The organism is Psychrobacter sp. H27 (assembly GCF_059072655.1).
Genome location: NZ_JCACRX010000001.1, coordinates 1226444 through 1241234, shown reverse-complemented (window position 1 = coordinate 1241234; position 14791 = coordinate 1226444). Strand labels below are relative to the sequence as shown.

Below are 14791 nucleotides of genomic sequence, written 5' to 3'. Positions count from 1 at the left end.
TTAAGCGACCGACATGACAAGCATAATAGAAACAGAACGACTGTACCTTAGACAGTGGCAAGCGAGTGATTTTACGCCATTCGCTGAGATGAATGCCAATCCCGAAGTGATGGAATACTTTCCTAAATTATTAACCACTTCTATGAGTAACATTATCGCTAAAAAATGCCAGACGCTGATTGAGGATAATGGATGGGGGTTTTGGGCGGTGAGTCGCAAAGGTGGCTCAGGTAGAAATGATGATTTTATCGGTATGGTTGGGTTAAATAATGCGCATGCCGATATGCCATTTGCTCCTGCTGTCGAGATTGCTTGGCGCTTGCATAGTGAGTATTGGGGACAAGGGTATGCGACCGAGGCCGCGCAGGCTGCTTTGCGCTATGCTTTTGAGATATTAGAACTTAGCGACGTCGTTGCCTTCACTGCGGTGATTAATGAGCGTTCGCAAAAACTTATGCAGCGCCTTGGTATGACCAACACACAGGAGAATTTTTATCACCCTATGCTTGATGCCAAGCACCCACTTGCTGAGCATGTCCTATACAAAATTACGCGGCAGCAATGGCAAGTCCTTAGAGCATAACGCATTCTATTTATCTGACTATTCATCTGATACGGCTGCTCTTGAAAATGTCAAAATATGCCCTTTGAACGGCAACTCTAGATAAGTCGTATTTTCAGGTTTGACGTGTTGACTACTATAGCCATACTCAATCATCTTGTTGGTCAGTTTGTTTTTGCGACCACGGCCAGGGTCGACTACGATGACCTCACAGGTCGGTAAGGCATGGCGCTCGATAAATTCAGCAAGTATATCAATGTGCTGGTCTTCATAGAGCAAGTCACTGCCAATAATCATATCAAACTTGCCAAGGTGGCTATTGTCCTCTGCCCAGTCTAAGCGCTCAAAATTGATCTCTTTGTTATTATTGAGCGTGGTATTTCTATCAAGGAAATATTCAACCGTTGGATGATAGTCAGTCGCTGTGATGTCTGCATGGCGATGATTGAGCAGGAGACTCGATAGCGCCATGCCACAGCCCACTTCCAAAATTCGTTTACCCGCAATATTGTAATCGAGCATATGATTGGCCAGTACCAAACTGGATGGCCATATGACGCCAAACATCGGCCAAGACGCCGAGCAAATACCCAAATTTAACGCCTCATCATTAGGGTCGCTAAATTGTTGATTGTCACGCAAAGTGCACACATGAATGTCAGTGTTGCCAATTTCGATCGTTTGATAGCGCACGCGCACGGTGGTCAGCGAAGTCATAAACTGTCCTAAAAAAGAAGCAAGAATGCAAAGCCTGGCAGAGGTTGCCACTTTCAGTAAGGTAGGACGTTGAAGGCGATAATTTAAATCTTGGAAATGGTGTAAAACTCGATTTTGTAGAAGCTGACATCTGGCAGAAATTTAATCGGCAACAAGATAAGCGTGAGAAGAGTATGCCTCAAATAGTGACAAGTTATTGTTAATTCTGAAGGTATTGTTATTGCTGCATCAGCTTAGCTACAACTAAAGCATGGCATCGAGAAAAGTACGAGAAGCGTTGATGTGTGAGAATTTATAAAGAGTAATGAAAAATATTGTGCGCTTTAGTGGATATAAGCGCACGAATGATGAGGCTAGCGTGAAAGGTTATTTTATTAGTTTGGTGTACTAATACTAAGCGTCGCTTTAACTGGTTCAATTAAGAAATTTTAGCCCAGATGTTTTTAATGCCCATACTAGCTCTACAAAGGCGCGACTGTTGGTCAAAGGCTCACCTTCGATAATAAGCACATAGCCTGCACCATCGATCCATAAAAACACAAAACTTGTCTCAGGAATGAGCAAATCAACTTGCTGAAAAAACGAAATCGCTTGACTCTCTACTGCCCAGCCGCGCTGTTTTTGACGAAGCATAAAGCCCGAAAAATCAGCGGCAGCAACACTGAGCATGTCCGCTTCTTCTTGACTGTAGCCAATCCGAGCCAGACAAAACCCTTCATCAGAGCCGATCGCTGCACGGCGTTTGCCAGACAAGCTTGCCACCACATAAGGCAAAAACTGATCTAAAGGTAAGTTGGGTGCAGGTAAAAGCAAGGACAGTTTTTCAATCCAGCCTTGCTCGATAAAGCTCTGTAGCCAGATATCAGAATAACGCTGTAACCAATCAGCAGCGAGTAATGTCTGTCCGTAAGACAATAAATCTTGTAGTGCTAACTGCTCGTCAGTCGGCTCATTCTGTGAAAATGCCTCAAAAATACCAGCGGGCGTGAGGGTTAGATAGGTTTTATCAGCATTTAAGTAAGAAGACATAGCGGCTACCGTAGTGATGAAAGGGTGGTAAAAAATATTTAAGGTGATAAACGAATGACAATCTATCGTGTAGTAGAAGGTCTAATGGTTTGATCAAGATGCTGTTGGCAATTGTCCCAGCGCTCATCAAACTGCCAATCACTTTTACCCAATCTAAACCATACTAAGGAAAATGCCAGACGATCGTTGCGCACCGTACAATAGGTAAAAAACTCATTTTCAATTTGCTCAATGGTGCCCCAGTCTTGATTAGCACGTGCTTGCATCAGCTCGCTTGTGATATCTTTAGCAATTTCTTTGGCATCATCGCTACTGATACGCAGTCGTTGTTTTTGCTCATTGAGCGACGGTGACACCAGTACGCTCCAGCGAGTAGCAAGCATACTATTGCGCTGAATGTAGCTCTTTTTATCAATACAATCGCGAAACCCTTGCTGGGCATCAGGATATAAACGATCCTTGATACGCGTAAAGAGATTGTTGACATCGTACGGAATATCAAACCAACACCCATAGAAAAAGTCCGCCACAGCGCCTTGTAACGGTTCTTTTTCAGTCATCAGTAAGGCGGCGTTGATGCGCTGCTCATGAAAGTGACGGTTATTGGGTGCCAAAAACACCTTGCGCGAGTAAAGTCGAAATACTCGGTGCGCCACTTTCTCATTTTCTTCGATCAGGTCTGCATCAGACATCATAGTATCCTTGTATCATAGCCGTGATTGTAATAAGCGCAACAAGCCACAGCCTCATTCCGTAAAACGAAGTGCGATATCAATAAAGCGAATAAGCGATCAGTCCAATAACGTCTGCATCAAATCAATCATAAATTCGGCATCTTCTTCGCTCATTGCCTCAAACCCCTGAGGCATACCAAGCTCAGTCAAGGCTTCCTTACCATCGTCATCGCTATGCAAATTGAGAACGGCCTCTAGGAAGATTTGCGCATCGGGAAAGTCTTCTTTGATCAGGAGTACATGACTGATATCAGCCAAGTCACTTTCGATAAGTACCGATAGCTGAGTCTTGGTCAAGCGTGAGAAGCTGTGGAAGATCTCCGCTAAGAAAAAGGCAGCTTGGGCATCGCCTTTGATCACTTTTCGGGCGGCTGCTTGATAGGTCTCAGTCACATCCCAGTTGAGATCAGATTCTTCTATATCGACAGCTTCTAGCAAACGTAAGCCAATCAGCTTGACGTCGCGGTTGTCTGCCATGGCGACAGTTGCACCCGCATGGATATCTTCTAAGCAGTTGATATTGCTATTGGCCGCTGCTGCAATGACCATTTCATCAGACTTACCGATAGGTCGCGCAATGGCGCGGTAGCCTTGCTCGCGGATGAGGGCGGCTGCATCAAAAGGATTGGCATAGATAATTTGAATATCACCTGCCTCAATCAATGCTTCTTGCTCAGCATGTGATGCTGGGATGTTTAGGTGCATGTTTAGGTTGGCACGTTTTTGTATCAAGGTATTGAACATATGCCAGCCTGCAAAGCGCTCAGGCGAGAAATCAGGGGCGATTAACATATTGTGTGTCGTCATGATTTAGCCTTCCTCATCTTGTTTCATTTGGGCGTACTGCAACATCGCCGCTTCGATTTTGCTGCGTGATGGCTTGCGGCGTACTGAGGTATAGCCAACGGTTTCGCCGCGGCGAACATTGGGTACGACAGTGGCATATACCCAATAGTGACTACCGTCTTTGCATAAGTTTTTGACATAGCCATGCCATTTTTGTCCAGATTCAGCGGTATCCCATAGGTCTTTATAGGCGGCTTTTGGCATATCAGGGTGGCGCAAGATAGATTGCGGTTGACCGATGAGCTCAGCAACGCTATACCCACTAATCTCGACAAAGGCATCGTTGACGTGAGTGAGGATACCGTCTAGATCGGTACGCGAGACAATCAATTTGCCGTCGGGATAAGGACGTTCTATTCCCGTATCATAGACAGTCCGCGACGTGCCATCATAATAGGTTAGGGTGATTTGCTCAGCAGGCAGGTCAGGCTTGTGTGCATCAGGGATTGGAGAACCCATGGTCATCTCCTTCGTTAGTCGTTATGTCGTCAATGCTCTATAAATTGGATATGGTGTTAGCCTTGCTTAGTCTACTAGTTATAGGGCTTTCACTTGGCTTCCTTGTATCCAAATCATATTGAACCGACTATGTTTATAATAATTAAAAAGCGAATAGATAAGGTGCTTGTTAAAAGCTAAAGCTACCAATCAAATGAGTTTTGCAAGGGCTTCTGAAGCACGCTTGATGTCTAAGAATATCAAGCCAAGCTTGGCATTGGGTTTTGCCATGATGGTGAGCACTGCTTCTTCGCCTGATGAAGTCATGATCACATAGCCTTTTTCGCCTTGAATCATGATGCGATCAATACTGCCGCGTGCCAATTCACGGCCTGCACGGTCGCCCAATGATAGCAGTGCCGCTGACATCGCCCCAACACGGTCTTCATCAACGCCAGTTGGTAGAGCTGAGGCAATCATCAGACCATCGTTAGAGATTAGGGCAGATGCTTCAACATCTGCTGATGAGCTGTTTAAGTCTTCCAATATCTGTTGAAATGAATCTGTACGCATATCGCTTTCTCTATACTGTGTGTTAATTTTTATTTATGAACTATAGTTAGCCAAAAATAACCCTTTTTAAAAAAGGGTATTATAAATCCTTACTAAATATATTGATATAGTAAATCCCTATTTAAAGTGCGGTTATGAATTTTTTTTCTTTGATCTCATAAAATTTTTAATATTTTTGCCAAAAAAAGCCCTAGTCATTGAATGACTGGGGCTTTTTAATTGAGATAAATAAAGGTAGCTTGACTATATGGTCTCGCGCCATTGTCCTTGAACCATAATGCCTTGGATAGGGTTGAGACCCATTTGGTATGCCAAATCAGCAGGGCGGGCGATATCCCATAGTGCCAAATCAGCATCACAGCCAACTTCGATTTTTCCTTTATTAGCGAGTCCTAAAGCCTGCGCCGCATAAACCGTCGATCCTGCCAGTACTTCTTCAGGGGTGAGGTAAAAAAGCGTACAGCCCATATTCATTGTCAACAACAGCGACGTTAACGGTGAGGTGCCAGGGTTACAGTCAGTTGAAATCGCCATCGGGACGCGATGCTTGCGCAGTGCCTCAATCGGTGGCAGCTTGGTGTCACGTAACGTATAAAACGCGCCGGGCAATATCACCGCAACCGTGTTGCTAGCAGCCATCTTCGCTATGTCAGTTTCTGATAAGTGTTCTAAATGGTCGCTAGATAACCCGTTGTATTCAGCAACTAAAGCGCTACCGCCGATGTCAGATAACTGCTCAGAGTGTAGTTTGACTGGCAGGTCTAAGGAGCGCGCGACCTCAAAAACGCGTCTGATTTGATCGCTACTAAACGCAATGTTTTCACAGAAGCCATCGACCGCATCGACCAAGCCTTCGGAGTGTAGAATGGGCAACCACTCGCAGACTTGCTCGATATAGTCGTCCGCACGGTCCTGCATGTGAGACTTATATTCAGGTGGTAAGGCGTGCGCAGCTAGATAAGTAGTGCTCACATGAATTCCGTGCTTTTCGCCAAGCTGGCGAGCGACAGTAAGCATTTTGCGTTCAGTGTCTAAGTCGAGACCATAACCGGACTTGATTTCGATGCTGGTAACGCCTTCCTTCATAAGCGCGACTAGGCGCTTTTCACTTTGGGCAAATAGCGATTCAATACTAGCCTCGCGGGTCGCGCTAACGGTCGCGACAATACCGCCACCTTGTGCTGCGATGTCTTGGTAACTGGCACCTTGCAACCGCGCTTCGAACTCATTGCTGCGGTTGCCGCCATAGACAATGTGTGTATGACAATCGATGAGTCCAGGCGTTAGCCATTTACCATCGGCGTCTGTGATTTGGTTCTCTTGATAATGAGGCAGATGAGTAGCGATTTGCTCCTGTGCCCCAAGCCAAGCAATTTTACCGTTTTTAATACCGATAGCCGCGTCATGTAGTTGACCATATGGGACGTTATCAGCATCTGAATTCTCGTAAATATCGAAACCATAATGCGCTGAAAACGTCGCAATATTGGCATTGATAATAAGGTGATCAAACGATGTCATAGTAGATTTATCGAGCGTCTTATTCTTAAAATTTTCTGATTCATTCATAGTATGCTCCTAATGATTGGGAGGCGAGCGATCTTTGTTTGCAAGACCTTTACTTGTAAGATCTAAGCGCTAAGCAAGTGCTGCTCTATAATCGTTGCCAGCAGTCGAGCAGCGACTTTGCAGCTACGACTATCAACATCAAAGGTCGGGTTAATCTCAGCAATATCGGTCATTTTCACCTTACCTGATGACATGATCATCTTGACCATACGCTCAACAAAACCCAGCTCAATACCAAAGGCGGCAGGTGCGCTCACACCTGGAACGACACTAGATGGCAAACAATCCATATCGATGGTGAGATACACGATATCAACCTGATCTATGAAGCTTTTGACCTGCTCAGCAATTGTATTCCAAGGCCGATAATGACAGTCTTCATCGCTGATGACCTGCACGCCCAGTTGCTCAGCGCGATCAAAGAGCGCGGCAGTATTAGAAAAGCGACTGACGCCTATACAGCAATAATGAAAGGGCTGCTCGTGTGCGTCAAGGTGCTCAGCAATTTGGCGAAACGGTGTCCCAGAGGTCGCCACATCAGACTGACGAATATCAAGATGGGCGTCAAAATTAATGATTCCGATTGTCGGTGCTGCGGATGTGCTGACAGTTGTATCATTTGTTTCTTTTAACGCTTGCCACAATCCCAAAAAGCTGCCGTAAGCGATGGCATGACCACCGCCCAATCCGATGGGTAGTCCACCTTGTTTGATGATAGTGCTGACTACATCGGCATACTTGATTTGAGCTTGCTCAAGTGTACGCTCGGCAAAGCCGTCGTTGTCATGACAGTGAACATCACCCGCATCACCGAGTAAGGATGGTAGTTGATCGTCAAAGCGTTGTTGCAACTCGGCAATGACTGGCAATGCAGCGAACGCGTGACGAATCAATGGCGGGGCGGCCCTTGCACCCACACGCCCTTGATTACGTCTGACGCCTTGGTCACATGCAAAACCAACTAACCCGATATTTTGAGCCTCATAAGGCTGGGCAAGCTGATACCAGTAGCGGGCGCGCGCAGTCTCAAACGGCTCAGCACGGCCTGTCCACTGGGTCATATCAGCAGGTGTATGGTTAATGGGTGTGGTTGCTACTGTCATCGTTGCTCTCCTTTAACCAATTAACGGTTACTTAGACTCGTACCAGTCGCGACGCAGTTCTTGCCAATGCTCAGCAAGTGTACCGTCTAGTACTAGCTGTTTGGCGGCTTCGATATCTGGGGCTAGGTAGCGATCTTTATCATAGAACGTCACTTGCTCACGTAGTTTCTGATGTGCCACCGTCAACGGCTCTGACGTCTCGAGTCCTCGATGGAAGTCAATGCCTTGACCAGCAGCTAGTAGCTCAATACCGATGATAGTGGCGGTATTTTGTGCCATCTCGTATAGGCGGCGTGCACAATATGTTGCCATGGATACATGATCTTCTTGGTTGGCAGAAGTTGGGATACTATCGACGCTGCCTGGATGGGCGATAGATTTGTTTTCCGATGCCAGTGCTGCGGCGGTCACATGCGCAATCATAAAACCTGAGTTGACCCCAGCGTTATCGACCAAGAATGGCGGCAGACCACCTGACAGCGTTGCATCAATCAGCAAGGCCACACGGCGCTCAGACATCGAGCCAATCTCAGCGATTGCCAAGGCTAAAATATCCGCGGCAAAAGCGACTGGCTCGGCATGGAAGTTACCACCTGATATGGCGACCGGGCCATCTTCGTTATTAAAGATAAGCGGATTGTCTGTCACCGCATTGGATTCGATGAGTAGCGTTTTTCCTACTTGGTTGATGATATCAAGGCAAGCACCCATGACCTGCGGCTGACATCGTAGGCAGTAAGGGTCTTGTACGCGATCATCTTGTTCGCCATCGTGCGAGGCACGAATAGCGCTGCCTTTGATCAATTGACGATGCGCTTTGGCGATCTCTATCTGACCATGATGACCACGTACGTCATGAATACGGGCATCAAATGGTGAATCTGAGCCTTTGGCGGCATCAATCGATAGCGAGCCGACGATAGTCGCTGTCTCAAGCAAGTCCCGTGCTAAGAAATAACCACGTAATGCTAGTGCGGTTGATACTTGCGTACCGTTGATGAGAGCAAGGCCTTCTTTGGCTGCCAGTGTAATCGGCTTTAGTCCATGCTGGGCTAGAGCATCAGCAGCTGGCACTTTTTTACCGTCAACAAAGACATCACCTTCGCCCATCATTGCAAGTGTCATGTGTGATAATGGCGCCAAGTCACCAGATGCACCAACCGATCCTTTGGCGGGAATGTTTGGCGTGATTTGATTGTTGATCAAACCAAGTAAGCTATCAACCACCTCGCGGCGTACACCAGAAACGCCTTGTGCTAGGCTAGCAACCTTCATCACCATAATCAGTCGTACCACACCGTCTGGTAGCGCGTCACCAGTACCTACCGAATGAGAAATGATCAGGTTACGCTGTAGCAGCTCAAGCTGGTCATCACTGATACGTGTCTTGGCAAGTAAGCCAAAACCAGTATTGATGCCATAAGCGCTTTTATCACGGGCAATGATCGTGCGCACATCTTCGTGCGAGGCATCAATCGCTTCATAAGCGCTCTCAGGCAAGCTCAATACCACGGGCTGATCATAGATTTCACGTAGCATCTCAAAGCTAAGCTGGCGTGGATGTAGGGTCAATTGTTTGATGTTGCTCATAAGGGTAATCCTAGTTGCATAGTCGTATAGTTAATTATTTTTATGGTGTTAAGGCGATGCTTATTATCTAATCATTGGCAAGTTTAGACCATAATCCTTTGCAGTTTTAATCGCCAGCTCATAACCTGCATCGGCATGACGCATAACCCCTGAGCCGCAGTCATTGACTAACACGCGTGATAAGCGTTTAGCTGCAGCGTCCGTACCGTCTGCAACGATAACCATGCCTGAGTGCTGCGAGTAGCCCATGCCAACGCCGCCGCCATGATGCAGTGATACCCACGTTGCGCCGCCCGCAACATTGAGCATGCCATTCAATAATGCCCAATCAGATACCGCATCTGAGCCATCTTTCATGCTTTCGGTTTCGCGGTTTGGACTGGCAACAGAACCCGTGTCTAAGTGGTCGCGACCAATGACGATTGGGCCTTTTAGCTCGCCGTTTTTGACCATTTCATTAAATGCCAAACCTGCTTTGTCACGCTCACCAAGCCCTAACCAGCAGATACGAGCAGGTAAGCCTTGGAACTGAATACGCTCTTTTGCCATATCGAGCCAACGATGGATATGTTGGTTTTCAGGGAACAGCTCTTTGATTTTTTGATCGGTTTTATAGATGTCTTCTGGGTCGCCTGATAACGCTACCCAGCGGAAAGGGCCTTTACCTTGGCAAAATAGTGGACGAATATACGCAGGCACAAAACCTGGGAAGTTAAAGGCATCTTTGACCCCTTCATCGAACGCTACCTGACGGATATTATTACCGTAATCGGTCGCTGGGATATCCATCGCTTGCAGATCCAAAATCGCTTGTACGTGTACGGCACAAGATTGGGCAGCGGCTTTGGTCAGTGCGGCATGTTGCTCTGGATCTTCTTGCGCGGCTTTCCATTCTTCTACTGTCCAGCCGCTTGGCAGATAGCCATTGATTAAGTCATGTGCTGAGGTTTGATCGGTGACTAAGTCAGGCTTCATGCCACCAGCGCCACCTGCTTTGGCACGTTTGACCATCTCAGGTAAGATATCTGCGGCATTGCCAAGTAAGGCGATAGAAACAGCTTCGCCAGCATCGGTATGTTGTTTGATTAACTCGTAAGCATGGTCGAGGTTATCTGCTTGCTTATCGACATAACCCGTACGCAAGCGGAAATCGATACTAGACTGCTGACACTCGATATTCAGTGATGTTGCACCTGCAAAAGTCGCGGCTAGTGGCTGTGCGCCGCCCATACCGCCAAGACCGGCGGTCAAAATCCAACGACCTGCCCAGCTACCGTCATAATGCTGACGACCGGCTTCCACAAAAGTCTCATATGTGCCTTGTACGATGCCTTGCGTACCGATATAAATCCAGCTACCTGCCGTCATCTGACCGTACATAAATAAGTCTTTGCGATCGAGCTCATTGAAGTGCTCCCATGTCGCCCAGCGCGGCACAAGGTTAGAGTTTGCAATCAACACGCGTGGTGCATTTTCATGCGTCTGAAAAACACCTACAGGCTTACCAGATTGCACCAACAACGTCTCATCATCTTCTAATTCTTTTAGTGACTCTAAGATTTGATCATAGCTTTCCCAATTACGGGCAGCGCGTCCGATACCACCGTAGACGACCAGACTTTTTGGGTTTTCAGCGACATCAGGATGTAGGTTGTTTTGCAGCATGCGATAAGGCGCTTCGGTCAGCCAGCTTTTGCAATGTAGTGTGCCACCAGTAGGCGCAGCGATATCACGAGACTCATCACGGCGAGTTAGCTTATTGTTGGTTCCATTATCGGTAGTCATGGTCATATCCTTGTAATAACAAATAGGGCAATAGAGTAGTCATAGTCAGTGTTTGACAAGCAGCCTATAAATTCATCGAAATATCGAGTAGTTCAATCAATATTTTAAGTGCTGCTATATATTTGTATATACAAATTATCAAAGATTATTTTTTCATGCAAGGATTTTTTATTTGCCCACTCATTATTTTTGTTATTGATTTAGCAAATTGCTTACTGCTCAGGCATTTTGGCTGAGGTTTGCACAGTGGTCTCATGATATTATGCTGTCATTATTGTGAGCAGAATTGACGGTTAAAGACGAACATGACGAAGACAACTCCAGCATATCAACGTATAAAAAATGCCATATTAGACAATATTCATTCTGGTAAATGGCAGGCAGGTAAGGCGATTTCTACTGAAATGGCATTGGCTGAAGAGTTTGGCGTATCACGGATGACGGTCAATCGCGCGCTCAAAGAGCTGAGCGAGGAGCGGGTATTGGAACGCCGTCAAGGCTCAGGTACGTTTGTCGCGCAGCAGCAGTTTAACCATACCTTTGTAGAAGTGCGTAATATCGCAGAGGACCTCAAATCAGCCAATCGTGACTATGAAGCCAAAGTCGTGAGCAAGCGTGCGATGACTGCTGCTATGATTGGTGATAAATTACGTCGCAAATTCGGTATTGATGAAGTAGCAGCGCCTGTTAGTCCAAGCGCTGATGCAAATGAAACGGGTAGTAACCTTGGTATAGACAGCTTGGGCGATGCGCCTATTCTTTATGAGGTAAAGATCATCCATTTCGCAGATGGTCAGCCTATACAGTTTGAAGAGCGCTGGGTTGATGCTAAGAGGGCACCAGAGTTTATCGAGCAGGACTTTACGGTCGTCAATACTAGTGATTATCTGGTTGAAAAAATACCGCTAGAGAGTGGCAGCTATACCATCCGCGCACTTGCAGCGCCAAACGAGGTGGCAGACGCTCTGCAGATTACCCCGCAATCCCCAACTCTAGTACTACGCAGGCAAACTTACTCAGCAGGTCAAGTAGTGACCTTTGTCAAAATGTGGCATGCTGGCGATCGTTACCAGTTCTCAGGTAGGTTATAGTGACTGTCTTACGTATACTCACTGATTTTGTACGTTTGTGCTATCCAAAATGAGCTACTATATCCATAAGTTGTTATTTATTGAGCCGTCATGGCTTCTTATGTAGCCGCAATTGTACATCCATACTTTTGAAAAATAATATCCAAACAGCATTGAAAAATATGCTGAGTAACCTCAAATCGAGCAGCCAAAGCCGAATATTATAGAGCAGCTATTGTACTGTCCTTGTGTATCGGCTTTTTCCTATTTGTTGATATTCACTCTATCCATTCTTATAAGGACGTCTTATGAAACGTCGTACTCTTTTAGCCCTTGCCGCTAGTACTATATTCCTTGCCGCTTGTGGTCAGTCATCTACCAATGAAGCCGATACTACCGCAACTGACAGTGCAGCGACAGGCGGTTCTGATTTGCTGCAACGTATCAATAACGGCGGTACCATCAACGTCGGTACAGAGGGTACGTATCCTCCGTTCACCTATCATGATGAGAGTGGCAAGCTGACAGGCTATGACGTCGAAGTGACGCGTGCCGTTGCCGATAAGCTAGGCGTAGAAGTCGAGTTCAAAGAGACCCAGTGGGATGCCATGCTGGCAGGTTTGGACTCAAAACGCTTCGATATGGTTGCTAACCAAGTGAGCTTAACGACTCCTGAACGTTTGGCTAAATATGACAAATCTATGGCTTATAGCTGGTCAGGTGCGGTTGCACTAGCACCAACGGATGACAATCGTTACAGCTCTTGGGATAATCTAAAAGGCCTACGTACCGCCCAATCACTCAGCAGTAACTATGGCGAGCTGGCAGAAAAATATGGCGCAGAAATTGTCCCTGTAGACGGTATGGCGCAAGCGATCCAATTGGTCAAGCAAGACCGTGCTGATTTTACGATGAACGACAATCTTGCCGTACTCGATTATCTCAAAAAATTCCCAGACTCTGATCTCGAGATCAAACTGACCGCACCTGCTAGTGAGCAAACAGGCTCAGGTCTAGTACTCATCAAAGGCGATGACGAAGTCGTGGCAAAATTGGATGAAGCAATGGCAGCGCTTGCCGCTGATGGCACCCTCACCAAGCTTAGCGAAGAGTTCTTTGGTGCTGATGTAAGTCAACAAAAATAATGTTAGCGTCTATCACCGCTGTGCTCGCTGAACTGTTGGCATTATTGCCATTTATGAGTCCTGATCGGGCGCAGATTGTCATCTCGTCATTTTGGCCAATGCTCAAAGGTGGTATTTATTATTCGATACCACTGGCGTTAATCTCGTTTGCGATTGGTATGGCGATTGCTCTTACGGTCGCTTTGATTCGGATTGTACCGCGTGCTGGTTGGTTTCATGAGATCGTCTATCGCTTGGCACGTATCTATGTGTCTGCGATTCGCGGTACGCCGATGCTGGTGCAGCTATTTATTATCTTTTATGGTTTGCCTAGTGTCGGCGTCAAGCTCGATCCGTTTCCCTCAGCGATTATTGCGTTCTCTCTAAATATTGGCGCATACGCCTCAGAGACAGTACGAGCTTCGATTTTATCGATTCCAAAGGGACAGTGGGAAGCAGGTTCTACCGTTGGCTTGACGTACTTGCAAACGTTTCGTCATGTGATCTTACCGCAGGCACTACGCGTGTCGGTGCCACCATTGTCTAATACCTTTATCAGTTTGGTAAAAGATACCTCGCTTGCATCACTGGTGTTGGTCACTGAGCTGTTTAAACAAGCGCAAATCATTACCGCTCGTAACTACGAGTTTATGCTGGTGTACACAGAAGCGGCGGTTATTTATTGGGGTATCTGTCTGTTCTTGACCTTTATCCAAGGTAAGCTTGAAACTCGCCTTGATCGCTACGTGGCAAAATAAGTCATGCGGCAAAACAAATCATGGCTCAATAGATACTCGCAAATATAGACCAGCCCAACAGGAATTTTTATGATCAAAGTCACTAATATCCATAAAACCTTTGGTAGCAATCAGGTGCTCAAAGGCATCGATTTGACTATCAATAAAGGCAAAGTGGTTGTTATATTAGGGCCTTCAGGATCGGGCAAAACCACGTTTTTGCGCTGCCTTAATGCGCTAGAAATTCCTGACAAAGGCGTGATTGCGTTTGATGATGACAGCTTAAGCGTTGACTTTGCGACCAAACCAAACAAAAAAAAGCTGCTAGCGTTACAGCGCAAATCAGGCATGGTCTTTCAATCTTATAATTTGTTCCCGCATAAGACAGCTATTGAGAATCTGATGCTTGGTCCTACGGTGGTACAAGGACAAAGCAAAGCGCAGGCACGCGAGCAGGCATTGGTCTTGCTCGATAAGGTGGGGCTATCGGATAAAGCTGATCTCTATCCATTTCAGCTATCGGGTGGTCAGCAGCAGCGTATTGGCATCGCCCGTGCGCTTGCGATTGAGCCGTCGTTACTACTGTTTGATGAGCCAACATCAGCGCTCGATCCAGAGTTGGTACAAGATGTCCTTGAAACCATGAAGCAGCTCGCGTCTGAGGGCTGGACGATGGTTGTGGTGACTCACGAAATTAACTTTGCTCGTGACGTTGCTGATCATGTGGTGTTGATCGAAGACGGTGTTGTTGTCGAAGAGGGCAGTGCCAAGCAGTTATTTGAAGATTCAAAGCATCCGCGTACGCAGGCATTTTTACAGCGTATTGATCAGAAGTAGAATCGAATCACTCGAACTGTCTACCGTATTTTTAGCGCTTACAGTCTGTGTTATTAAGTCAGTTGCTAAAGCAGAAA

15 protein-coding genes are annotated in these 14791 nt (G+C 46.4%); 5 read left to right on the top strand and 10 right to left on the bottom strand.

Going from position 1 to position 14791, the window contains the following annotated elements; translation table 11 throughout:
- The first annotated feature begins 13 nt into the window (after positions 1-13).
- Positions 14-583, top strand: a complete 570-nt coding sequence (locus tag AC5JPY_RS04880) for a GNAT family N-acetyltransferase (RefSeq protein WP_493852269.1) — start codon at positions 14-16, stop codon at positions 581-583.
- 18 nt (positions 584-601) lie between these two features.
- On the opposite strand, the gene AC5JPY_RS04875 is transcribed toward AC5JPY_RS04880, so the two are convergent.
- The 10 genes from AC5JPY_RS04875 to hutU form a co-directional block, all read right to left on the bottom strand.
- Positions 602-1279, bottom strand: coding sequence for a class I SAM-dependent methyltransferase (locus AC5JPY_RS04875; protein WP_493852268.1), 678 nt, complete (start codon positions 1277-1279; stop codon positions 602-604).
- Positions 1280-1693: 414 nt separating this feature from the next.
- A complete protein-coding gene (locus tag AC5JPY_RS04870) occupies positions 1694-2308 on the bottom strand; it encodes a hypothetical protein (RefSeq protein ID WP_319051318.1) in 615 nt (204 codons plus the stop codon).
- Between the two features lie 62 nt (positions 2309-2370).
- Complete coding sequence (locus tag AC5JPY_RS04865) at positions 2371-3000, bottom strand: hypothetical protein (RefSeq protein WP_493852267.1); 630 nt, start codon at positions 2998-3000, stop codon at positions 2371-2373.
- Between the two features lie 99 nt (positions 3001-3099).
- The gene (locus AC5JPY_RS04860; RefSeq protein WP_493852266.1) at positions 3100-3849 is read right to left on the bottom strand and encodes a PhnD/SsuA/transferrin family substrate-binding protein; all 750 of its coding nucleotides are present in this window, start codon (positions 3847-3849) and stop codon (positions 3100-3102) included.
- Positions 3850-3852: 3 nt separating this feature from the next.
- Complete coding sequence (locus AC5JPY_RS04855) at positions 3853-4347, bottom strand: PAS domain-containing protein (protein ID WP_493852265.1); 495 nt, start codon at positions 4345-4347, stop codon at positions 3853-3855.
- A gap of 189 nt (positions 4348-4536) precedes the next feature.
- Positions 4537-4899, bottom strand: coding sequence for a roadblock/LC7 domain-containing protein (locus AC5JPY_RS04850; protein ID WP_040641606.1), 363 nt, complete (start codon positions 4897-4899; stop codon positions 4537-4539).
- A 243-nt stretch (positions 4900-5142) separates the two neighbouring features.
- A complete protein-coding gene (gene hutI / locus AC5JPY_RS04845; RefSeq protein ID WP_493852264.1) occupies positions 5143-6468 on the bottom strand; it encodes an imidazolonepropionase in 1326 nt (441 codons plus the stop codon).
- 62 nt (positions 6469-6530) lie between these two features.
- Positions 6531-7571 (bottom strand): formimidoylglutamase, encoded by a 1041-nt coding sequence (gene hutG / locus AC5JPY_RS04840; RefSeq protein ID WP_493852263.1) that lies wholly within the window; start codon positions 7569-7571, stop codon positions 6531-6533.
- Positions 7572-7598: 27 nt separating this feature from the next.
- Positions 7599-9161: a histidine ammonia-lyase gene (gene hutH / locus AC5JPY_RS04835; RefSeq protein ID WP_493852262.1), complete on the bottom strand. Its 1563-nt coding sequence runs from the start codon at positions 9159-9161 to the stop codon at positions 7599-7601.
- A 63-nt stretch (positions 9162-9224) separates the two neighbouring features.
- Positions 9225-10946, bottom strand: coding sequence for a urocanate hydratase (gene hutU, locus AC5JPY_RS04830; protein WP_493852261.1), 1722 nt, complete (start codon positions 10944-10946; stop codon positions 9225-9227).
- Positions 10947-11251: 305 nt separating this feature from the next.
- Here hutU and AC5JPY_RS04825 point away from each other — a divergent pair, with 305 nt between their 5' ends.
- From AC5JPY_RS04825 to AC5JPY_RS04810, 4 genes are all read left to right on the top strand, one after another.
- Complete coding sequence (locus AC5JPY_RS04825) at positions 11252-12037, top strand: UTRA domain-containing protein (RefSeq protein ID WP_493842673.1); 786 nt, start codon at positions 11252-11254, stop codon at positions 12035-12037.
- 287 nt (positions 12038-12324) lie between these two features.
- Positions 12325-13161, top strand: coding sequence for an amino acid ABC transporter substrate-binding protein (locus AC5JPY_RS04820; protein ID WP_319051307.1), 837 nt, complete (start codon positions 12325-12327; stop codon positions 13159-13161).
- Positions 13161-13898: an amino acid ABC transporter permease gene (locus AC5JPY_RS04815; protein WP_319051306.1), complete on the top strand. Its 738-nt coding sequence runs from the start codon at positions 13161-13163 to the stop codon at positions 13896-13898. The genes AC5JPY_RS04820 and AC5JPY_RS04815 overlap by 1 nt, the downstream gene beginning before the upstream one ends.
- Positions 13899-13967: 69 nt before the next feature.
- Positions 13968-14714 carry an amino acid ABC transporter ATP-binding protein gene (locus tag AC5JPY_RS04810; RefSeq protein ID WP_493842674.1) on the top strand — a complete coding sequence of 249 codons (747 nt, stop codon included), beginning with the start codon at positions 13968-13970 and terminating at the stop codon, positions 14712-14714.
- Positions 14715-14791: the final 77 nt, after the last annotated feature.

Bases quoted from the DNA above. Each gene is read 5' to 3' on its own strand.
- AC5JPY_RS04810 (WP_493842674.1), top strand. From the start codon at position 13,968: ATGATCAAAGTCACTAATATCCATAAAACCTTTGGTAGCAATCAGGTG.
- AC5JPY_RS04880 (WP_493852269.1), top strand. From the start codon at position 14: ATGACAAGCATAATAGAAACAGAACGACTGTACCTTAGACAGTGGCAA.
- AC5JPY_RS04855 (WP_493852265.1), bottom strand. From the start codon at position 4,347: ATGGGTTCTCCAATCCCTGATGCACACAAGCCTGACCTGCCTGCTGAG.
- AC5JPY_RS04870 (WP_319051318.1), bottom strand. From the start codon at position 2,308: ATGTCTTCTTACTTAAATGCTGATAAAACCTATCTAACCCTCACGCCC.
- AC5JPY_RS04875 (WP_493852268.1), bottom strand. From the start codon at position 1,279: ATGACTTCGCTGACCACCGTGCGCGTGCGCTATCAAACGATCGAAATT.
- AC5JPY_RS04815 (WP_319051306.1), top strand. From the start codon at position 13,161: ATGTTAGCGTCTATCACCGCTGTGCTCGCTGAACTGTTGGCATTATTG.
- hutG (WP_493852263.1), bottom strand. From the start codon at position 7,571: ATGACAGTAGCAACCACACCCATTAACCATACACCTGCTGATATGACC.
- AC5JPY_RS04820 (WP_319051307.1), top strand. From the start codon at position 12,325: ATGAAACGTCGTACTCTTTTAGCCCTTGCCGCTAGTACTATATTCCTT.
- hutI (WP_493852264.1), bottom strand. From the start codon at position 6,468: ATGAATGAATCAGAAAATTTTAAGAATAAGACGCTCGATAAATCTACT.
- hutU (WP_493852261.1), bottom strand. From the start codon at position 10,946: ATGACTACCGATAATGGAACCAACAATAAGCTAACTCGCCGTGATGAG.
- hutH (WP_493852262.1), bottom strand. From the start codon at position 9,161: ATGAGCAACATCAAACAATTGACCCTACATCCACGCCAGCTTAGCTTT.
- AC5JPY_RS04825 (WP_493842673.1), top strand. From the start codon at position 11,252: ATGACGAAGACAACTCCAGCATATCAACGTATAAAAAATGCCATATTA.
- AC5JPY_RS04865 (WP_493852267.1), bottom strand. From the start codon at position 3,000: ATGTCTGATGCAGACCTGATCGAAGAAAATGAGAAAGTGGCGCACCGA.
- AC5JPY_RS04860 (WP_493852266.1), bottom strand. From the start codon at position 3,849: ATGACGACACACAATATGTTAATCGCCCCTGATTTCTCGCCTGAGCGC.
- AC5JPY_RS04850 (WP_040641606.1), bottom strand. From the start codon at position 4,899: ATGCGTACAGATTCATTTCAACAGATATTGGAAGACTTAAACAGCTCA.